We start from the raw sequence: 19713 nt of genomic DNA, 5'->3' as shown, positions 1-19713 counted from the left end.
CGCCGATTCTAGCGGAAGCCGGGGGTGCCGCTGTTGTGCGCTGCGCGCCGGGCTCAGTGACGGGGTGTCAGGCGCCGGGCGAATTCATCCGGTGCAAGCCCGGGCGCGAACAGGAACCCTTGCCCGACCGTGACCCCCAGCGCCTGCAGGAAACGCCGCTGCGGCTCCGATTCGATGCCCTCGGCCACCAGGCCCAGCCCCAGGCTGCGCGCGATGCCGCAGACCGCCTCGCACACTGCCTCGTCGGAGCGGTTGCCCGGCACGCCCTCGACGAACAGCTGGCTCAGCTTGAGCCCGTGTATCGGCAGCCGGCGCAGATAGTTCAGCGCGCTGTAGCCTTCACCGAAGTCGTCGATGGTCAGCTGCACGCCCATTTCACGCAGGCGCGCGAAGGTCTGCAGGGTGTCCGGCGCGTCCTCGATCAGCACCCGCTCGGTGAACTCCAGTTCCAGTGCGCTGCCCGGCAGGCCGAACTCGTCCAGTACCTGGCGCACGTGGCGGGCCAGGTCTTCGCCGACGAACTGCCGGTAGGACACGTTCACCGCCACCCGCACGATGCCCAGCCCGGCATCCTGCCACTGGCGGATCTGGCGGCAGGCCTCGCGCAGCACCCACAAGCCGATCCGCACGATGTCACCGGTGCTTTCGGCGTGGGCGATGAAGATGTCCGGGCGCAGTTCGCCCAGCTGCGAGTTGCGCCAGCGGATCAGGGCTTCGGCGGCCACCATGCGGCCGTCGTGCAGGCTGACCTGCGGCTGGTAGACCAGGTGGAACTCGTCGTCGTCCAGCGCGCGGTGCAGGCGGCTTTCGATCTGCAGGCGGTCGTGCTGGCGCTGCGCCAGCTCCGGGGAAAACACCTGCCAGCCGTTGCGGGTGCGCCGCTTGCAGTCGTACATGGCGATGTCGGCGTTCTGGATCAGCTGTTGCGGGCGCAGCCCGTCCTGCGGCGCGCGGGCGATGCCGATGCTGGTGGTCACTGCGAATTCGTCGCTGCCGAACCGGAACGGCGTGCTGAACCCGCGCGTGATCGCCTCGGCCAGACGCTCGGGTTGGTCGGCCTGGTCGCGGGTGTCGCAGACCACCAGGAATTCGTCGCCGCCGAAGCGTGCCAGCAGCCCTTCGGTGCCGATCGCGGTGGCGATGCGGCGGGTGGCATCGATCAGCAGTTCGTCGCCGGCGTTGTGGCCCAGCAGGTCGTTGACGGTCTTGAACCGGTCCAGATCGATGTACAGCACCGCCACCCGGCAATGGGTGGGGTTGGCCATGCGTGCGGCCAGGTCGTTGAGCACCGCATCGCGGTTCATGATGCCGGTGAGCGGATCAGTACGGGCCTGGATGCGCAGGGTTTCCTCGGCCTGCTTGCGCGCGGTGATGTCCTGCACGGTGCCGGCGATGCGCGCGGCATCCACGTCGCCGGCTTCGGCTTCGCCGATCATGCGCACCCAGAACGAATGCCCGTCGCCGCGCTGGCCCTGCAGCTCCAGCTCGAACGGCACCTGCTTGTCGATCACGTCCAGCAGCGCCTGCTGCAGCTGCGAGCGGTCGTCCACGCGCAGGCATTCCAGCAGGTGCGCCATGTCGTGCAGCGGCAGCTCCTGGCCCAGGATGCGATTGGCCTCGTCGGTGAGGTACAGCCGCTGCAGGCCGCGGTCCCATTCCCAGCCGCCGATGTGCGCCAGCGACTGGGCGCGGTCGAACAGGGCATTGGTGCGCTTGAGTTCGGTGATGTCGCTGAACATGCCGAACACGTGGTCCGGGCAGTCGCGGCCGGTGCCGAACACCGGCACGTTGGTGGTGGAGATCCAGATCATGCGGCCGCGCGGGCGGTGGTACAGCCCGACGATGGTGCTGCGGATGATCCGGCCGGTGCGCAGCGAGACCGCCGCCGGCCATTGCTCGCGGGTCAGCGGGTGGCCGTGTTCGTCCACGCAGATCCAGTCGTCCGGGGCCAGCATCGCCTGCAGGCTGCCGCCGTTGCCGGGGGTGCCCAGGATGCGGTGCGCGGCCGGATTGGCCGAGACCACGCGCAGGTGGCTGTCGAACAGGACCACGCCCTTGTCGATCGACTCCATCAGCAGGCGGTAGCGCGATTCGGCCTGCCAGCGGCTGCTCAGGTCGCGCGCCACGGCCACGATGCAATGCTCGCCCTGGTGCTCGAACCCGGCCGAGTGCACTTCCACCGGGAAGCGGCTGCCGTCGCCGCGCATGTTGGTGACTTCGATGACGTAGGTTTCGCCCCGGTGCAGCGCTTCCCACACCGGGTCCAGGTGGTCGTTGGGCAGGTCCGGGTTGAGCAGTTCGATCGGCTGCCCGACGATGTCCTCGCGCGGGCGGCCATAGGCGCGCACGCCGGCCTTGTTGAGGTCCAGCACCACGCCCGATTCGCTCAGGATGCTGACCGGGTCGGGCACGGCATCGAACAGGGCGGTGTAGCGGCGCAGTGCCAGCTGGCGGTCGTCCATCGCTTCCTGCAGGGCCTGCTGCACCTCGCGCAGCAGGGTGCGCAGGTCGGCCTCGCCCGGCGGGCTTGCCAGGGCGCGATCCATGGCGGCCAGCGCGTGGACGTGGGCGGTGAGGTGATCACCGGCCGCAACGTCCCTGCGCGGGCCGCGGCGGCTCATGTGGCCGCCAGCGCCTTGCCGGCCTTGCTGCCGGTCTCGCGGCCCAGCCGCGCCGCCAGCCAGCGGCCGGTCGCGGCCAGCGCCGGCAGGTCGATGCCGGTGCGCATGCCGATGCCGTGCAGCAGGTACACCACGTCTTCGCTGGCGACATTGCCGCTTGCGCCCTTGGCGTACGGGCAGCCGCCCGCGCCGGACACGGCCGAATCCACCACGCGCACGCCTTCCTCCAGGCACGCATCGATGTTGGCCAGCGCCTGGCCGTAGGTGTCATGGAAATGCACGGCCAGCGCCGACATCGGCAGTTCGGCTGCCACCGCGTGCAGCATCGCGCGCGCCTTGCGCGGGGTGCCCACGCCGATGGTGTCGCCCAGCGAGATTTCGTAACAGCCCATGTCGTGCAGGGCGCGTGCCACCCGGACCACCTCGCTGACCGCCACTTCGCCCTGGTAGGGGCAGCCGAGCACGGTGGAGACGTAGCCGCGGACGTTGACCCCGTCGGCCTTGGCGCGCTCAAGGATCGGCGCGAAGCGGGCCAGCGATTCGTCGATGCCGGCGTTGGTGTTGGTGCGGTTGAAGGTTTCCGACGCCGCAGTGAATACCGCCACTTCCGAGACGCCCACGGCGCGGGCACGGTCGTAGCCCTGTTCGTTGGGCACCAGCACCGGGTAGGCGATGCCGGGGCGACGCGCGATGCCGGCGTAGACCTCGGCGGCGTCGGCCAGTTGCGGCACCCAGCGCGGGCTGACGAAGCTGGTGGCTTCAATGGTGCGCAGGCCGGTCAGCGACAGCTGCCGGATCAGCTCGATCTTGTCGGCGGTGGCCACCGGCTGGGCTTCGTTCTGCAGGCCGTCACGCGGGCCGACTTCGACGATGCGGACGAAATCATCCATGGCAGGCCTCCCGGCGGACGGGATGGCGCACAGCAGGCTGCAGAAGGGGCAGGGGTCGGGTCACAGGGATACCAGGGGAAAGAGGGTGGCCCGCGTTCCCCGGCGGGCCACGAAAGGGGGATACGCGGGCTGGGCGACAAAGCGGCCAGTCCGCGGCGGGGAGCGCGGTCGTCGGGGGCGACCGGGGTGCTCAGCCCGGGCGGTGGCAGACCGCTTCGATGTTGTTGCCGTCCGGGTCGAGCACGAAGGCCCCGTAGTAGCTGGGGTGGTAGTACTCGCGGATGCCGGGCGCGCCATTGTCCTGGCCACCGGCCGCGAGCGCGGCGCGGTGGAACGCATCCACCGCCTCGCGGCTGTCGGCGCTGAAGGCCACGTGCACGCCGCCGTGGGCGCCGGGGGCGTTGCCGATCCAGAAGTCCGGCTTGCCGGTGCGGCCGAAGCCGGCATGGTCATGGTCGCCGGTCTGTTCGGCGCTGACCTGCATCACCACGCGGATGCCCAGCGGGGCCAGGGCCTGCTGGAAAAACGACAGGCTGCGCGTGAAGTCGGCGCAGCGGATACCGATGTGGTCGAGCATGTGCGTGTCCTCAGTCCTGGGTGACCCAATGCGGGGCGCGCTTGTCCAGGAACGCGCCCAGGCCTTCCTGGCCCTCGGCCGACACCCGCAGACGCGCGATCAGCGCGGCGTTGTCACGGTCCAGCGCGTCGCGGTCGCGGCCCACGCTGACCCGGCGCACCAGGTCCTTCGCCGACGCCGATGCCACCGGGCCGGCCTTGTCCAGCAGGCCCAGCTGGCGCTGAACCGCCTCGTCGATGCGTTCAGGTTCGATCAGCTGGTGCACCAGACCGATCCGCAGCGCGGTTTCGGCGTCGAAATGCTCGCCGGTGGCAAACCAGCGACGGGCCTGGCGTGGGCCGATCGCGTCGATCACATAGGGGGAAATCACCGCCGGCAGCAGGCCCAGCCGGCTTTCGGTCAGGCCGAAGCGGGCGGTGGTGCTGGCAATGGCGATGTCGCAGCAGGCCACCAGGCCCACCCCGCCACCAAATGCGGCACCCTGCACTCGCGCGATGGTGGGCTTGGGCAGCTCGTCCAGGGTGCGCATCAGCCGCGCCAGCGCCAGCGAATCCTCGCGGTTGGCGTCCTCGCTGGCGGCGGCCATGCCGCGCATCCACTGCATGTCCGCGCCGGCCGAGAACGAGGCGCCCTGGCCGGCCAGCACCACCGCGCGCACCTGCTCGTCACGGCCGGCCGCTTCCAGCGCGGCGGTGAGCTGGGCGATCAGGGCCGCATCGAAGGCGTTGTGCAGGGTGGGGCGGTTCAGCCACAGCGTCAGTACCGCGGCACTGCGTTCAATCCGTAATGCATCACTCATGGGGGGCCTGCGGTTACTCCATACATGTACGGATCATAGCGGGCCATGGGGCACGGGCAATGACGCGGCGCGGCGATGCTAGAATTGATAACCATTCCTGATTGGCAAGAAGGCGCTCCGTGACGTTGTCCGATCTGCCTCTGCACGGTTCCGCCCTGGTGGACGCCGTGCAGGACCTACATGCAAACGATGCGATCGCCCGCCGGCTCCGTGAGCTGGGTTTCGTCAAGGGCGAGGATGTGCGTCTGGTAGCCCGTGGGCCGGTGGGCGGTGAACCGCTGCTGGTGCAGGTCGGGTTCACGCGCTTCGCCCTGCGCCGCAGCGAGGCCCGGCGCATCCTGGTCACCGCGATCCCGGCCGGAGCGGCGGCATGAGTGCGGTGGCGCTGCCCCTGCGCGTGGCGCTGGTGGGCAACCCGAACAGCGGCAAGACCGCGCTGTTCAACCAGCTCACCGGCAGCCGCCAGAAGGTGGCCAACTACACCGGCGTCACCGTCGAGCGCAAGGAAGGCCGCCTGCGTGCGCCGTCGGGGCGCGAGTTCGCCGTGCTCGACCTGCCGGGTGCCTACAGCCTGCAGCCGGCCAGCCTGGACGAGGCCATCACGCGTGACCTGTGCCGGGGCTTCTACCCGGGCGAGGCCGCGCCGGACGTGCTGCTGTGCGTGATCGACGCCACCAACCTGCGCCTGCACCTGCGCTTCGCGCTGGAACTGCGCGAGCTGGGCAAGCCGATGATCGTGGCGCTGAACATGGTGGATGCGGCCGAGCGCCGTGGCATCAAGATCGACGTACCGGCGCTGGAGCAGGCGCTGGGCGTGCCGGTGGTGGAAACCGTGGCGGTGCGCCGCAACGGTGCCCAGGCGCTGGTCGCGCGGCTGGACGCGATGGTGCCGCATCTGCAGGCGCCCGTGGCGCTGCCCGATGCGGACGCGGATTACCACGCGCAGGTGCGCGGCATCCTGGCCGCGTCGGTCAGCATGCCCACCCGCACCGCGAAGATCGATGACGCGCTGGACCGCTGGCTGCTGCACCCGGTGTTCGGGCTGATCACCCTGGTGGTGGTGATGTTCCTGATCTTCCAGGCGGTGTTTGCCTGGGCCACGCCGCTGATGGACGGCATCGAGGCCGGCTTCGGCTGGCTGGGCGAGACTGTGGCCACGGTGCTGCCCGAAGGCCCGCTGACCAGTCTGCTCACCGACGGCATCATTGCCGGCGTGGGCGGGGTGGTGGTGTTCCTGCCGCAGATCCTGATCCTGTTCGCCTTCATCCTGGCGTTGGAGGAATCGGGCTACCTGCCACGCGCGGCGTTCCTGCTGGATCGCATGATGGCCGCCGCCGGGCTGTCCGGGCGGTCGTTCATCCCGCTGTTGTCCAGCTTCGCCTGTGCGGTGCCGGGCATCATGGCCACGCGCAGCATCCAGGACCCCCGCGACCGCCTTGCCACGATTCTGGTGGCACCGCTGATGACCTGTTCGGCGCGACTGCCGGTGTATGCGCTGCTGATTGGTGCGTTCATTCCGGCCAAGACCCTATGGGGCTTCGTCAGCCAGCAGGGGTTGATCCTGTTCGGCCTGTACATGGCCGGCATCCTCAGCGCGCTGGCGATGTCGTGGGTGATGAAGAAGTGGCGCCGCGACAAGAGCGAGCACCCGCTGATGCTGGAGCTGCCGTCGTACCGCATTCCGCACCCGCGTGATCTGGCTGTTGGCCTGTACGAGCGCGGCATGATCTTCCTCAAGCGCGTGGGCGGCATCATCCTGTCGTTGACCATTCTGCTGTGGGTGCTGCTGAAGTTCCCGGCGGCACCGGCCAACGCGACCATGCCGGCCATCGACTACAGCTTTGCCGGGCAGATCGGTCATGCCATGACCACGATCTTCGCGCCGCTGGGCTTCAACTGGCAGATCTGCATCGCCCTGATCCCGGGCATGGGCGCGCGCGAAGTGGCGGTGTCCTCGCTGGCCACGATCTATGCGTTGTCCGCTGCCGATGATGACGCGGCGATCCAGGCGCTGACCCCGGTGGTGGCCCATGGCTGGTCGCTGGCCACGGGTCTGTCGCTGCTGGTGTGGTTCATCTACGCGCCGATGTGCATTTCCACGCTGGCCACGATCAAGCGTGAAACCAACTCGTGGAAGCAGGTGGGCTTTGCCACCGTCTACCTGTTCGCCGCGGCCTATCTTGCCGCGCTGGTCACCTACCAGGTGACCGTGGCACTGGGCGGCGGCTGATGAGCACCGGCCTGCTGCTGCAGTACATCGTGGTGGTGCTGATCGTGCTGGTCAGCGCCTGGGTCGTGCTGAAAAAGCAGTTCCCGGGCACCGTGCGCAAGGCGCGCGGAGCGATCGCGCTGGGGCTGGTGAAGCCGCAGCGTGCCGCCTGGGTGCAGGCCCTGGGGCGGAAGATCGCGCCCCCGGCCAGCGGCGGCGGTGGCGCCTGCGGTGGCTGTGACAGCTGCGGCCCGAGCACCCCGAAACAGCACTGAATCAGCCCGCGTAGCGCCGGGCTCTGCCCGGCTGCCCTCGGCCAATGATGCGGGGATCTGACCCAAGCCGCGTAGCGCCGGGCTCTGCCCGGCTGCTCTCCGGCCAATGGCGCGGGGATCTGACACAAGCCGGGCAGAGCCCGGCGCTACGACGTCGCCCTCGAGCGTAGAGCCGGGCTTTGCCCGGCTGCTCTTCTGACGCAAGCCGGGCAGAGCCCGGCTCTACGATGCGTCAGCGGGCCTGCCGGCCCAGCTGCTCTGCCTGCTGCAGCCACGCCTCGCGCTGCGCCTCGGAGGCGCTGCGCACCGGCCCGAAGCCGCTGATCTTCACGGGCCGGATGCCGCAGAAGTCCAGGATCGTCCGCCGGATCTGCTGGTGCCCCGGCATGCGGTATACCCAGCGGTAGTACCAGGGCGGCGTGTCCAGGGTGGTGATGACCCGCGCGCTGCGTCCGGCCAACAGGCGGTCCCACCACACCGAATCGGCGCGGTAGCGGAACGCGACTCCGGGCAGGAAGGCGCGGTCGAAGAAGCCCTTGAGCAACGCCGGCATGCCGCCCCACCAGGTGGGGTACACCAGCACCAGGTGCTGGCAGGCGGCGATGGCGGCGTTGATCTGTTCAAGGCCCGGTTCCAGCGGCTGGATCTGACGGTAACCGTGGCGCAGGATCGGGTCGAAGTCGATCTCGCCCAGCGCGAACAGCTGCACCTGGTGGCCGGCGGCCAACGCGGCGTGTTGGTAACGCGCGGCCAGCGCGCCGCACAGGCTGTCGCGGTCGGGATGGCCAAGCAGGATGACGATGGATCGGGACATGCGGGCGCTCGTTGCGGGGTGGTGCAGGCTACGGTCTGCCCCATGGGGCAGAGTCAAGCCGCCACGCACGCGCCCTGGGTCAGGCAGGCATCGAGCGGGCCGTGGTGGCCGTCGGCCGCCAGCAGGGCCACCTCGGCACGCAGGTCGGTCAGCGCGGTGTCGAGCTGCCGCAGCCGCGCCAGTTCGGCGCGGACGGCGTGCTGGCGTGATGCCAGCAAGGCCTGCACCTGGTCCCAGTCGATGCTGCCGTCATCGCGGCGCAGCGCGGCCACGTCGGCCAACCGGAAGCCCAGTACCAGCGCCTGGCGGATCAACAGCACCAGGTTGAGGTCCTGTTCGCTGTAGTGGCGGTAACGGTTGACGCGCGGCACCGTGGCCAGCAGGCCGCGTGCCTCGTACAGGCGGATCGCCTTCTGGCTGGCGCCGCTGCGCCGGGCCACTTCGGAAATGAGCATGTCAGTCGCGCACCGTGCCGCCGGTGACACGAACACGTTGCTGCGAACGCTGCATGGGTGACGGCCTGGAAAAACAGGTGCACAGGGTAGCAAGCGGGAGCATGCGCGCCGTAATTGCCCTTGTGCAGGCCTGCCCGCACCGCTAGCCTGCGGGCATGACCACTCCCCCTCTTCGTTTGCTCATCCACGGCGCGTCCGGACGCATGGGCCAGGCCCTGCTGCGGCTCGCCGCCGAACACGCTTCCCTGCAGATCGTCGCCGCGGTGACGCGCCGTTCACCGGCGCAACGGGTGGTGGACGGTGTACCGCATTTCGCCAGCAGCGAACTGGCCGGTGCGCCCACCTTCGACGTGGCCATCGACTTCAGCCTGCCCGAAGGCTTCGACCCGATCCTGGCGCTGTGCGTCGAACGTGGCGCCGGGTTGGTGTCGGGCACCACCGGGCTCAGCGAGGCGCAGCGCCAGGCGCTGATCCAGGCGGCCGCCGGCATCCCGCTGGTGTGGGCGTCCAACTTCAGCCTGGGCGTGGCGGTACTGGACGAGCTGGTCGAGCGCGCCGCGGCGGCGCTGGCGGGCTGGAACTGCGACATCGTCGAGTCGCACCACGTGCACAAGCAGGACGCGCCCTCCGGGACCGCGCTGACGCTGGGTGCCGCGGCGCAGAAGGGCGGGGCAGACCCGCACTACGCCAGCCTGCGCGCCGGGGACATCGTGGGCGAGCACCTGGTCCAGTTCACCGGGCTGGGCGAGCGCATCGAGCTCACCCACCGTGCCACCAACCGGGACATCTTCGCCCGCGGCGCGCTGTTTGCCGCCACCCAGCTGGCCGGTCGCGCGCCCGGCAGCTACCGGGTCCGCGACCTGCTGGCCGGGGCCACCCCGGCCGCTGCTGGCTGAACGCGCTGGCTGAACAGGCCGGCCGGTCCGCCCGGACCGACCGGCCCGGCGGGGCCGCGAGCGCTGCGCTGGCTGAACCCCGGGCGCGGTGATCGCGCCCGTACGTCAGCGCATGCATGTAAACGCTGGCGTCGCAGCCCCCTTGCCTTTACAATTCCCGCTCGCCGAATCACGACAGCCGGACCGGTCCCGCACCGCAGTCCGCGCTTTTTTGCAGCCGCTTTTTCGTGGAGCGCAGGCGTGACTTCGGTGCCCCCATCGGTAGCCAAAGTGAGATCTCCGTGACCCAAGCCGCAATCCTCGTCCTCGAAGACGGCACCGTATTCGAGGGCGAATCCGTAGGCGCGCCCGGCCTGTCCGTCGGCGAGGTGGTGTTCAACACCGCCATGACCGGTTATCAGGAAGTGCTGACTGATCCTTCCTACGCCCGGCAGATGGTCACGCTGACCTACCCGCATATCGGCAACACCGGCATGACCGACCAGGACGACGAGGCCCACAAGGTGTGGTCTGCCGGTCTGATCGTGCGCGACGTGCCGCGCCGTCCCAGCAACTGGCGCAGCCAGGTGTCGCTGCAGGACTGGCTGCTGCAGCGCGGCGTGGTGGCCATCTCCGGCATCGACACCCGCAAGCTGACCCGCATCCTGCGCGAGCGCGGCGCCCAGAACGGTGCGCTGATGGCCGGTGACGGCATCAATGTGGACACCGCCCTGGAAGCAGCGCGCAAGTTCCCGGGCCTGAAGGGCATGGATCTGGCCAAGGTGGTGAGCACCGACAAGGCTTACCCGTGGACCGAAGGCCAGCTGGACCTGGACAACAACGAGTTCGTCAGCGCCGCCCCGAAGTTCAAGGTCGTGGCCTACGACTTCGGCGCAAAGCTCAACATCCTGCGCATGCTGGCCGAGCGTGGCTGCGACATCACCGTGGTGCCGGCGCAGACCCCGGCCGCCGACGTGCTGGCGATGAACCCGGACGGCGTGTTCCTGTCCAACGGCCCGGGTGACCCGGAACCGTGCGACTACGCCATCGAGGCGATCAAGGTGTTCCTGGACAAGAAGCTGCCGGTGTTCGGCATCTGCCTGGGCCACCAGCTGCTGGCGCTGGCCTCCGGTGCCAAGACGGTCAAGATGGGCCACGGCCACCACGGCGCGAACCACCCGGTGCAGGACCTGGACGATGGCCGGGTGATGATCACCTCGCAGAACCACGGCTTCGCGGTGGATGAAGCCACGCTGCCGGCCACCCTGCGCGTGACCCACCGCTCGCTGTTCGATGGCACCAACCAGGGCATCGCACGCACCGACGTGCCGGCGTTCTCGTTCCAGGGCCATCCGGAAGCCTCGCCGGGTCCGCACGACGTGGCACCGCTGTTCGACCGTTTCGTGACCCTGATGGCGCAGGCCAAGGCCTGATCCGCCGCCGCCGGCGCCCCCGGCGGCATCGCGACGGAACGCGAGTCCCTGCAGTGCCGCAGCCCTTGGCGCGGCGCTGCACCCCCGGAAGTTTCCTGATCGACAGCGTGCGATCACCCCGACACGCTGTACTGACTTAGAGAAGACAATGCCCAAGCGCACTGACCTTAAAACCATCCTCATCATCGGTGCTGGCCCGATCGTCATCGGCCAGGCCTGTGAGTTCGACTACTCCGGCGCGCAGGCCTGCAAGGCGCTGCGGGACGAGGGGTATCGCGTGGTGCTGGTCAACAGCAATCCGGCCACGATCATGACCGACCCGGAGATGGCCGACGCCGTCTACATCGAGCCGATCAACTGGCAGACGGTCGAGAAGATCATCGCCAAGGAAAAGCCCGACGCGCTGCTGCCGACCATGGGCGGCCAGACCGCGCTGAACTGCGCCTTGGACCTGGCCGACAACGGCGTGCTGGAGAAGTACAACGTTGAACTGATCGGCGCCAAGCGCGACGCGATCCGCATGGCCGAAGACCGCGAGCTGTTCCGCGTGGCCATGGGCGAGATCGGCCTGGACTGCCCGTCGGCCGCCGTCGCGCACACGCTGGAAGAAGCGATCGAGATCCAGACCCGCGTCGGCTACCCGACCATCATCCGCCCCAGCTTCACCCTGGGCGGCAGCGGCGGCGGCATCGCCTACAACCGCGAAGAACTGGTCGATATCGTGACCCGCGGCCTGGAACTGTCGCCGACCACCGAAGTGCTGGTGGAAGAGTCGGTGCTGGGCTGGAAGGAATTCGAGATGGAGGTGGTGCGCGACACCGCCGACAACTGCATCATCGTCTGCTCGATCGAGAACCTGGACCCGATGGGCGTGCACACCGGTGACTCGATCACCGTGGCCCCGGCCCAGACCCTGACCGACAAGGAATACCAGCGCCTGCGCGATGCCTCCATCGCCGTGCTGCGCAAGATCGGCGTGGATACCGGCGGCTCGAACGTGCAGTTCGGCATCAGCCCGACCACCGGCCGCGTGGTGGTGATCGAAATGAACCCGCGCGTGTCGCGTTCGTCGGCGCTGGCCTCCAAGGCCACCGGCTTCCCGATCGCCAAGGTCGCGGCCAAGCTGGCCGTGGGTTACACCCTGGACGAATTGAAGAACGAGATCACCGGCGGCCTGACCCCGGCCTCGTTCGAGCCGTCGATCGACTACGTTGTCACCAAGATCCCGCGCTTCGCCTTCGAGAAGTTCCCGGCCGCCGATGCGCGCCTGACCACCCAGATGAAATCGGTGGGCGAGGTGATGGCGATGGGCCGCACCTTCCAGGAATCGCTGCAGAAGGCCTTGCGTGGCCTGGAAACCGGCAAGATCGGGCTGGACCCGACCGGCCTGGACCTGGCCAACGAAGACGACATCACCACCATCAAGCGCGAGCTCAAGGCCCCGGGCCCGGAGCGTCTGTTCTTCGTGGGTGATGCGTTCCGTGCCGGCTTCAGCGTGGAAGAGGTGTTCGCGCTGTCGCACATCGATCCGTGGTTCCTGGACCAGATCGAAGAGATCATCCAGGCCGAAGCACAGGTCGCGGCCGAGGGTATCGACGCACTGGACGGCGCACGCCTGCGCAAGCTCAAGCGCGCCGGTTTCTCCGACGCCCGCCTGGCCGAACTGACCGGTACCAACGAAGCGGCCGTGCGCGCGCTGCGCCGTGCGCACAAGGTGCGCCCGGTGTACAAGCGCGTGGATTCCTGCGCCGCCGAGTTCGGCACCAGCACGGCCTACCTGTACTCGACCTACGAGGACGAGTGCGAAGCCGCGCCGAGCAACCGCGACAAGATCATGATCCTGGGCGGCGGTCCGAACCGCATCGGCCAGGGCATCGAATTCGACTACTGCTGCGTGCACGCGGCATTGGCGCTGCGCGAGGATGGCTATGAAACCATCATGGTCAACTGCAACCCGGAAACCGTCTCCACCGATTACGACACCTCCGACCGCCTGTACTTCGAGCCGCTGACGCTGGAAGACGTGCTGGAGATCGTCGAGCTGGAACAGCCCAAGGGCGTGATCGTGCAGTACGGCGGCCAGACCCCGCTGAAGCTGGCGCGCGCGCTGGAAGCCAACGGCGTGCCGGTGATCGGCACCTCGCCGGACTCCATCGACCTGGCCGAAGACCGCGAGCGCTTCCAGCAGCTGGTGGACAAGCTGGGCCTGAAGCAGCCGCCGAACCGCATCGCCCGCAACGACCAGGAAGCCCTCCTGCTGGCGCGCGAGATCGGCTACCCGCTGGTGGTGCGCCCGAGCTACGTGCTGGGCGGCCGCGCGATGGAAATCGTGTACGGCGAATCCGACCTGGCCCGCTACGTGCGTGACGCGGTGAAGGTGTCCAACGATTCGCCGGTGCTGCTGGACCGCTTCCTGGACAACGCGGTGGAAGTGGACGTGGACATCATTGCCGACAAGGACGGCAACGTGCTGATCGGCGGCGTGATGGAGCACATCGAAGAAGCCGGCGTGCATTCGGGCGATTCGTCCTGCTCGCTGCCGCCGTACTCGCTGTCGGCCGAGACCCAGGCCGAGCTGCGCCGCCAGGTGGTGGAACTGGCCAAGGCCCTGAACGTGGTCGGCCTGATGAACACCCAGTTCGCGATCCAGGCCGGTGAGAACGGCGAAGACATCGTGTACCTGCTGGAAGTGAACCCGCGTGCCTCGCGCACCGTGCCGTTCGTGTCCAAGGCCACCGGCATGGCGCTGGCCAAGATCGCCGCGCGCTGCATGGCCGGCATGACCCTGGCCGAGCAGGGCGCGCTCAAGGAGATCGTGCCGGACTACTACTCGGTCAAGGAAGCGATCTTCCCGTTCGCCAAGTTCCAGGGCGTCGACCCGATCCTCGGGCCGGAGATGCGCTCCACCGGTGAGGTGATGGGCGTGGGCCGCAGCTTCAGCGCCGCCTTCGCGCGTGCGCAGGAGGCCGGTGGCATCAAGGCCCCGCCGCTGGGCAAGGCGTTCGTGTCGGTGCGTGACCCGGACAAGCAGCGCGTGCTGCCGGTGGCCAAGCTGCTGCTGGAGCGTGGCTACACGCTGGTGGCCACGCGTGGCACCGGTGCCTGGCTGCAGCAGCACGGCATGGACTGCGAGATCGTCAACAAGGTGGTCGAAGGCCGTCCGCACATCGTCGACTCGATCAAGAACGGCGAGATCGTGTATATCGTCAACACGACCGAAGGGCGTGCGGCGATCAACGACTCGTTCTCGATCCGTCGCGAGGCGCTGCAGCACCGCGTCACCTATTCGACCACCATTGCCGGCGCCAAGGCGCTGGTGCAATCACTGGAATTCCGCGGGACCGGCCCGGTCTGGTCGCTGCAGGAACTGCACAAGGAGTTGAACGCATGAGAGCACCGATCACGTTGAAGGGCGCGCAGCGTCTGCGCGAAGAGCTGGACCACCTGAAGTCGGTCAAGCGCCCGAAGGTCATCGCGGCGATCGCCGAGGCACGCGAGCACGGCGATCTCAAGGAGAACGCCGAGTACCACGCCGCGCGCGAGGAGCAGGGCTTCATCGAAGGCCGCATCAAGCAGCTGGAAGGCGAGCTTTCGCATGCCGAGATCATCGACATCACCAAGCTCAACGCCGGCAGCAAGGTGGTGTTCGGCGCCACCGTCGAGCTGTCGGACGTGGAAAGCGATGAAGAGAAGCGCTACCAGATCGTGGGTGACCTGGAAGCGGACATCAAGCTGGGCCTGATCGCGATCTCCTCGCCGCTGGCCCGTGCCTTGATCGGCAAGTTGGAAGGCGATGCGGTCACCATCGACGCACCGGCCGGCCAGCGCGAGTACGAAATCGTCAGCGTCCAGTACCTGGACTGACGGCGATGGCCACGGCGACGTTGTTGCTGCCGGCGCGCAGCCGGTTTCCGGCGGCGCCGCTGCCCGATGACGTCGCCAAGGCGCTGGGGCGTGCGGAACGCCGCAGCGCCGAGGCGGGCGAGCGCGCCCAGCTGCGTCGGCACTTCCAGACGCAGCCGGACGCGTGGTCGGCCGCAGCCCTGACCCGCCAGCTGGATGTCGGCGACGCCGACGGCGCGGTATGGCTGCGGGCCGATCCGGCCAACGTGGTGCCGGACATGCATGGCGCACGCCTGATGGGGCACGGGGATACCCTGCGGCCCGATCTGGCCGATGTCATGCATCTGCTGCCGGCCTTGCAGCCGTTGTTTGCCGGCTACGGTTTCGTGCTGGATGCCCCGGTGCCGTCCCGCTGGTATCTGCGCCTGCCGCCCGGCACCACGCTGCCGGTATTCGCCGAGCCCGATGAAGTGCTCGGCGATGATCTGTTTGCCCACCTGCCCGAAGGCGATGCAGGCCGCCGCTGGCGCGCCCTGCTGACCGAGGCGCAGGTGGTGTTGCACCAGCACGCGTGGAACCAGCAGCGCGTGGCCGACGGCAAGCGGGCGATCAACTCATTGTGGTTCTGGGGCGGCGGTGAGCTGCCCGAACGCGTGACCACCGCGCATGCCCAGGTCCGCAGCCGCGATGCGCTGCTGCAGGCGCTGGCCAAGGCGGCAGGCCTGCAGGCCGATGGCGAGCAGACCGTGGATGCCCTGGTGGACCTGCGCCAGCTGCGTTCGCTGGAGCAGTTGGGCAACGATGCGATCCGGCCGCTGCTGGCGGCGATCGCGCGCGCGGAATTGACGCGGTTGGTCCTGGATTTCGAGGACGGCACCCGCGTCGAGATCGACAAAGGCCAGCGCTGGCGGTTCTGGAAGAAGCCGGTGCAGCTGCACGACCTCTGAGTGCGTCGAAGGACAGCCGGCCAGTGGCCGTCCCCGGCGCGCCATCCACGCTATGCGTGGATGCGTTCCCCGGGCAGTATCATGGTCGCGCACGTCATTGATCGAGCCCGTTTTGACCCAGTCTGAAGCACCCCGTATCCAGCGCCGTCCTGCCGCCGCCGTCAGTGAGTGGCCGTCATCCATGTTGCCGTTGCTGCAGCGGTTGTACGCCGCGCGCGGGGTTACCGATGCCGCGCAGGCCCAGCCAAAGCTGGCCCAGCTGCATGCGCCGGATCTGCTGGGCAGCATGCAGGCCGCGGTAACGCTGCTGGCCGATGCGATCGCCAACAACGAACGCATCCTGATCGTCGGCGATTTCGACTGTGATGGCGCCACCGCCTGCGCGGTCGGCGTACGCGGCCTGCGCATGCTCGGCGCACGCGACGTGGTGCACGCGGTGCCCAACCGCATGCTGCACGGCTATGGGCTGTCGCCATCGCTGGTGGCCGAACTGGCCCCGCTCAATCCCGGCCTGCTGGTCACGGTCGATCACGGGATCGCCTGCCACGCCGGCGTCAACGCGGCCAAAGCCCTGGGCTGGAAAGTACTGGTCACCGATCACCATCTGCCCGGCGAGCACCTGCCGCCCGCGGATGCGATCGTGGACCCCAACATCAGCGGCGATGCCTTCCCGAGCAAGGCACTGGCCGGCGTCGGGGTGATCTTCTACGTGTTGATGGCGCTGCGTCGCCATTTGCGCGAGCAAGGCGCATTTGCCGCGACGCCGGAGCCGGACCTGCTGACCCTGCTGGATCTGGTCGCAGTGGGTACGGTCGCCGATCTGGTCGCGCTGGATGACAACAACCGCGCCCTGGTCTCGGCCGGCCTGCGCCGGCTGCGCAGCGGCAAGGGCTGCGTCGGCCTGCAGGCGCTGATCGAGGCCAGCGGGCGCGATCCGGCACGGCTGAGCGCCACCGACATCGGTTTCGCGCTAGGCCCACGTTTGAATGCCGCCGGCCGGCTGGAAGACATGGCGCTGGGCATCGAGCTGCTGCTCACCGAAGACCGCGCCCACGCGCGTGAGATCGCCACGACGCTGGAGTCGATCAACACCGAGCGCCGTGCGGTCCAGCAGTTGATGACCGACGACGCGGAACTGGCGGTGTCCCGTGCGGTGCTCAGTGCCGAGGGTGTGCGTCCGGTCGCCGCCTGCCTGTTCGATGCCGAGTGGCATCCGGGCGTGGTCGGCCTGGTCGCCTCCAAGATGAAGGATCGCCTGCATCGCCCGGTGATCGCCTTCGCGCCGTCCGAGCCGGGCGGCGATTCGCTGCGTGGCTCGGCGCGCTCGATTCCCGGCTTCCACATCCGTGATGCGCTGGCCTTGGTCAACGCGGCGCACCCCGGCCTGATCGACAAGTTCGGTGGCCACGCCATGGCCGCGGGCCTGAGCCTGCCGCACGCGCAGCTCCCCGCGTTCGAGCAGGCCTTCGTGGACGTGGTGGAGCGCACGCTGGATCCGCTCTCGCTGCAGCAGCTGCTGCTCACCGACGGCGAGCTGTTGCCGCAGGAGCTGGATTTCGCCCATGCCGAGGCGCTGCGCCTGGCGGGCCCGTGGGGGCAGGGCTTCCCCGAGCCGCTGTTCGATGGTCACTTCCAGGTGGCGCGCTGGCAGGTGCTCAAAGAGAAGCACCTCAAGCTCAGCCTGCGCGTGCCGGGCCGCCCCGAGCCGGTCAGCGCGATCCACTTCAGCGGCTGGACCGGCAATGCGCCGGCCAACCACGTCCACATCGCCTATCGGCTGGTCAGTGATGACTACCGGGGAGGCGGCGCGATCCAGCTGATCATCGAGCACTGCACGGATGCCTGACATGCTCCCATCGCCCACCGAACGTTTCGACCTGCAGAGCCGCATCGTGCTGCAGGGTGACGAGACCGCCCGCACCGAACTCTCCGCCCGCGAGGGCTTCGAATTCCCGGACCTGGACGGCTCGCGGCAAAGCGTGGCGTGGCTGCTGCGGCAGGAACTGGCCGCCCGGGTCGAGAGTGGAGATGGCACAGCCAGCTGCCCGGTCACGGTCGACGACGCGGTTGCCGCGGTGATGGCGCGACTCAGCCGGACCCGCTGCGTGGCCACGGGCTACCAGCCTTCGGACGACCCGGACGATTACCGGGATGCCGACGATCAGACCGGCGCGCTGGCATATACCTGCGCGCTGCCCGATTCGGCCGCGTTGCGTCCCCTGCATGCAGCGCTGCGCGCGGCGCAGGACGGTCCGGATCGCCAACAGGCCGCGCAACGTCTGCTGGCCGCCTACGTTGAACACCTCTCCAGCGCACCGGACCAGCCGGTGCACGCACATCACGCCGTATTCTCGCGCCCGTACTCGGCCGACCACGCCGTCATGCAGAGCATGGCGATCATGGAAACGATTCTTCCCGCGCTGTTCCCCTTCGACGGCTGGGAAGACGACGACGGTTGAGCATCGCCGCGCGTGGCGAACTTGCTCCAGCATTCAGTTGACCATCGAGCGCCGCGCTGCTGCCTAACGGGAAAGAGCATCCCTTAGCGTGTCAGCGCCCCAAAAAGTCAGACGCAATTGAAGGCCCCGTACCTGAACCTTTGCATCGCAGCTCAGTGTCGAGCCAGGGCCAGCCTCCTCATTTGCAAAGCACAGTACGCTCATACCAAGGCTAGCCAGCAGGAGCGAACCAATTAGAAGAGGGCGTAGGTAGCTTGACGGATGCATGAAAAGTCCTGGATTCGGGCTTCAAAGGCTAAGTGCTGGCCGAGGCCGACACCATGCAAGTTTTCGCAAAATTGGGTCCCTTTGCTCTCCTACCTACTCGCGCACCTCGGTCACCAGTGTCGGCATCTGCCATGGCCCGCCGGCGGTTACGAAACGGCACAAGCCGGTGGTCATTGCCGAAGTGGGGACAACAGCCTTGCCATCCCACGCCCAAGTCTCGACGGACCAGCAGTCGCCGAGTCCACGCCCCTTCTGTGATGCGAAAATCTCGTTGATTTCACCACCTTCGCTGGCCGATTCGGTGACCAGATCAGCCCGATAGGGCACGCGGTGGTTGACCACCCAATAGCCGAACCCTTGGTTGTACGCCCCCATCCAGCATTGGGTGGAAACCAGCAGTTTGCTGCCGCTTAATCTGCGTACGGTCAGCGGGTAGTCGCGTTCGTCGGAGAACAGGTCGGGGCATCGCTCCTGCAGCTCCGCCTGTGCGGTGGCACGCAGAGCCGAGCGCAGGGAAGGCGATCGTTCCAATGCTCTATCGGCTACGCGGGTCGGCGGTGGCGTCACCACTTTGATGATGGGCATGGCAAGTGCGGCGGAAACACTGTTCTCGCTGCGGTTGCCTTTGCGCAGCAGCGCACCGGGGGTGCCAAGTCGACCTTGGAATTCATCCATCTTCAACAGAACGGCCGCGGCGCCCTGGTCGGAGAGACGCCAGACACGATCACTGTCATCGCCATCAACGACAAGAATTTCGCTGTCAACGGTCAGCGCACGTAACAGGGCGGTGACCAGCCGGGAAGTCAGGCCTGGCCCGCCATCGACCACTGGCCCCAGGTCGTTGCCGTTGATGTGCAGGCGTAGCGATGGCGGCGGGGGCTGGTCAATATCGCCGATGGCCAGTTGCGCGGTAACCGGCTGGCGAGGCCCGCCCTTGCGGGTCAGCAGCACGGAAACCGGGGCATGTTCGCCGGAATTCGGCTGGTAGCCTGCCGCGCGACAGGTGCGGGTGTTGTCGCAGGCCAGCATCCAATCGCCATGATGGAACTCGATGCCCTTGGGCGAGGGCGAGGGCGAGGGCGCGGCGAGGCAGGGCAGAATGCCCAGCAACGACAGTGCTGAAGCGAGATTCAGGCGTTTGTAGAGGCGGCGCATCGGGTGCAGCTCATGACGGGTTGCATAGGCTCGTCGCTATCGCCGCCAGTTGTATATGAAATTAATACGAATCTCTTTGGCGATGATGCGCGCA

17 protein-coding genes are annotated in these 19713 nt (G+C 68.1%); 10 read left to right on the top strand and 7 right to left on the bottom strand.

Annotation, left to right across the window (positions count from 1 at the left end):
• Positions 1-53: 53 nt before the first annotated feature.
• From DX03_RS10645 to DX03_RS10630, 4 genes are all read right to left on the bottom strand, one after another.
• On the bottom strand, positions 54-2621 hold the full coding sequence (locus DX03_RS10645; RefSeq protein WP_038688591.1) for a sensor domain-containing protein: 2568 nt from the start codon (positions 2619-2621) through the stop codon (positions 54-56).
• Positions 2618-3511 carry a hydroxymethylglutaryl-CoA lyase gene (locus DX03_RS10640; protein ID WP_038688589.1) on the bottom strand — a complete coding sequence of 298 codons (894 nt, stop codon included), beginning with the start codon at positions 3509-3511 and terminating at the stop codon, positions 2618-2620. Before DX03_RS10640 ends, DX03_RS10645 begins: the two co-directional genes overlap by 4 nt.
• A 190-nt stretch (positions 3512-3701) precedes the next feature.
• Positions 3702-4088, bottom strand: a complete 387-nt coding sequence (locus DX03_RS10635; protein WP_038688587.1) for a VOC family protein — start codon at positions 4086-4088, stop codon at positions 3702-3704.
• A 10-nt stretch (positions 4089-4098) separates the two neighbouring features.
• Entirely contained in the window at positions 4099-4887 is a 789-nt protein-coding gene (locus DX03_RS10630; RefSeq protein ID WP_038688585.1) for an enoyl-CoA hydratase-related protein, read from the bottom strand.
• A gap of 119 nt (positions 4888-5006) precedes the next feature.
• Between DX03_RS10630 and DX03_RS10625 the strand changes: the two genes are divergently transcribed.
• Genes DX03_RS10625 through DX03_RS10615 form a run of 3 tightly spaced genes read left to right on the top strand, consistent with a single transcriptional unit; the run spans position 5007 to position 7371 of the window.
• Positions 5007-5261, top strand: a complete 255-nt coding sequence (locus DX03_RS10625) for a FeoA family protein (protein WP_038688583.1) — start codon at positions 5007-5009, stop codon at positions 5259-5261.
• Positions 5258-7117: a ferrous iron transport protein B gene (gene feoB / locus DX03_RS10620; RefSeq protein ID WP_038688581.1), complete on the top strand. Its 1860-nt coding sequence runs from the start codon at positions 5258-5260 to the stop codon at positions 7115-7117. Before DX03_RS10625 ends, feoB begins: the two co-directional genes overlap by 4 nt.
• The gene (locus DX03_RS10615; protein ID WP_038688580.1) at positions 7117-7371 is read left to right on the top strand and encodes a DUF6587 family protein; all 255 of its coding nucleotides are present in this window, start codon (positions 7117-7119) and stop codon (positions 7369-7371) included. The genes feoB and DX03_RS10615 overlap by 1 nt, the downstream gene beginning before the upstream one ends.
• A 232-nt stretch (positions 7372-7603) precedes the next feature.
• On the opposite strand, the gene DX03_RS10610 is transcribed toward DX03_RS10615, so the two are convergent.
• Entirely contained in the window at positions 7604-8185 is a 582-nt protein-coding gene (locus DX03_RS10610) for an NAD(P)H-dependent oxidoreductase (protein WP_038688578.1), read from the bottom strand.
• A gap of 53 nt (positions 8186-8238) precedes the next feature.
• Positions 8239-8640: a MerR family transcriptional regulator gene (locus DX03_RS10605; RefSeq protein WP_038688576.1), complete on the bottom strand. Its 402-nt coding sequence runs from the start codon at positions 8638-8640 to the stop codon at positions 8239-8241.
• 155 nt (positions 8641-8795) lie between these two features.
• Between DX03_RS10605 and dapB the strand changes: the two genes are divergently transcribed.
• The 7 genes from dapB (at position 8796) to DX03_RS10570 (ending at position 18197) form a co-directional block, all read left to right on the top strand.
• Positions 8796-9536 carry a 4-hydroxy-tetrahydrodipicolinate reductase gene (dapB, locus tag DX03_RS10600; RefSeq protein ID WP_081797221.1) on the top strand — a complete coding sequence of 247 codons (741 nt, stop codon included), beginning with the start codon at positions 8796-8798 and terminating at the stop codon, positions 9534-9536.
• A 281-nt stretch (positions 9537-9817) separates the two neighbouring features.
• Complete coding sequence (carA, locus tag DX03_RS10595) at positions 9818-10948, top strand: glutamine-hydrolyzing carbamoyl-phosphate synthase small subunit (protein ID WP_038688572.1); 1131 nt, start codon at positions 9818-9820, stop codon at positions 10946-10948.
• A 148-nt stretch (positions 10949-11096) separates the two neighbouring features.
• Positions 11097-14339 carry a carbamoyl-phosphate synthase large subunit gene (carB, locus tag DX03_RS10590; RefSeq protein ID WP_038688570.1) on the top strand — a complete coding sequence of 1081 codons (3243 nt, stop codon included), beginning with the start codon at positions 11097-11099 and terminating at the stop codon, positions 14337-14339.
• Positions 14340-14347: 8 nt separating this feature from the next.
• Positions 14348-14812, top strand: coding sequence for a transcription elongation factor GreA (greA, locus tag DX03_RS10585; protein ID WP_026069738.1), 465 nt, complete (start codon positions 14348-14350; stop codon positions 14810-14812).
• A gap of 5 nt (positions 14813-14817) precedes the next feature.
• A complete protein-coding gene (locus DX03_RS10580) occupies positions 14818-15738 on the top strand; it encodes a phosphoglycerate mutase (protein ID WP_038688568.1) in 921 nt (306 codons plus the stop codon).
• 181 nt (positions 15739-15919) lie between these two features.
• Positions 15920-17584 (top strand): single-stranded-DNA-specific exonuclease RecJ, encoded by a 1665-nt coding sequence (gene recJ, locus DX03_RS10575; RefSeq protein ID WP_244880111.1) that lies wholly within the window; start codon positions 15920-15922, stop codon positions 17582-17584.
• A 1-nt stretch (position 17585) separates the two neighbouring features.
• A complete protein-coding gene (locus tag DX03_RS10570) occupies positions 17586-18197 on the top strand; it encodes a hypothetical protein (protein WP_038688565.1) in 612 nt (203 codons plus the stop codon).
• Between the two features lie 360 nt (positions 18198-18557).
• Here DX03_RS10570 and DX03_RS10565 read toward each other — a convergent pair whose 3' ends face one another.
• On the bottom strand, positions 18558-19619 hold the full coding sequence (locus DX03_RS10565) for a DUF1176 domain-containing protein (protein ID WP_038688563.1): 1062 nt from the start codon (positions 19617-19619) through the stop codon (positions 18558-18560).
• Positions 19620-19713 lie beyond the last annotated feature (94 nt).

This window comes from Stenotrophomonas rhizophila, from assembly GCF_000661955.1.
GTDB lineage: Bacteria > Pseudomonadota > Gammaproteobacteria > Xanthomonadales > Xanthomonadaceae > Stenotrophomonas > Stenotrophomonas rhizophila.
The sequence above is the reverse complement of the archived record's forward strand: the minus strand, read 5'-3'. Positions and strand labels throughout refer to the sequence as shown.

What these genes read in the sequence shown, in the direction of transcription:
- feoB (WP_038688581.1), top strand. Translation starts at nt 5,258, where the DNA reads ATGAGTGCGGTGGCGCTGCCCCTGCGCGTGGCGCTGGTGGGCAACCCG.
- dapB (WP_081797221.1), top strand. Translation starts at nt 8,796, where the DNA reads ATGACCACTCCCCCTCTTCGTTTGCTCATCCACGGCGCGTCCGGACGC.
- recJ (WP_244880111.1), top strand. Translation starts at nt 15,920, where the DNA reads ATGTTGCCGTTGCTGCAGCGGTTGTACGCCGCGCGCGGGGTTACCGAT.
- DX03_RS10580 (WP_038688568.1), top strand. Translation starts at nt 14,818, where the DNA reads ATGGCCACGGCGACGTTGTTGCTGCCGGCGCGCAGCCGGTTTCCGGCG.
- DX03_RS10615 (WP_038688580.1), top strand. Translation starts at nt 7,117, where the DNA reads ATGAGCACCGGCCTGCTGCTGCAGTACATCGTGGTGGTGCTGATCGTG.
- DX03_RS10570 (WP_038688565.1), top strand. Translation starts at nt 17,586, where the DNA reads ATGCTCCCATCGCCCACCGAACGTTTCGACCTGCAGAGCCGCATCGTG.
- DX03_RS10630 (WP_038688585.1), bottom strand. Translation starts at nt 4,887, where the DNA reads ATGAGTGATGCATTACGGATTGAACGCAGTGCCGCGGTACTGACGCTG.
- DX03_RS10610 (WP_038688578.1), bottom strand. Translation starts at nt 8,185, where the DNA reads ATGTCCCGATCCATCGTCATCCTGCTTGGCCATCCCGACCGCGACAGC.
- DX03_RS10565 (WP_038688563.1), bottom strand. Translation starts at nt 19,619, where the DNA reads ATGCGCCGCCTCTACAAACGCCTGAATCTCGCTTCAGCACTGTCGTTG.
- DX03_RS10635 (WP_038688587.1), bottom strand. Translation starts at nt 4,088, where the DNA reads ATGCTCGACCACATCGGTATCCGCTGCGCCGACTTCACGCGCAGCCTG.
- DX03_RS10645 (WP_038688591.1), bottom strand. Translation starts at nt 2,621, where the DNA reads ATGAGCCGCCGCGGCCCGCGCAGGGACGTTGCGGCCGGTGATCACCTC.
- carB (WP_038688570.1), top strand. Translation starts at nt 11,097, where the DNA reads ATGCCCAAGCGCACTGACCTTAAAACCATCCTCATCATCGGTGCTGGC.
- DX03_RS10605 (WP_038688576.1), bottom strand. Translation starts at nt 8,640, where the DNA reads ATGCTCATTTCCGAAGTGGCCCGGCGCAGCGGCGCCAGCCAGAAGGCG.
- DX03_RS10640 (WP_038688589.1), bottom strand. Translation starts at nt 3,511, where the DNA reads ATGGATGATTTCGTCCGCATCGTCGAAGTCGGCCCGCGTGACGGCCTG.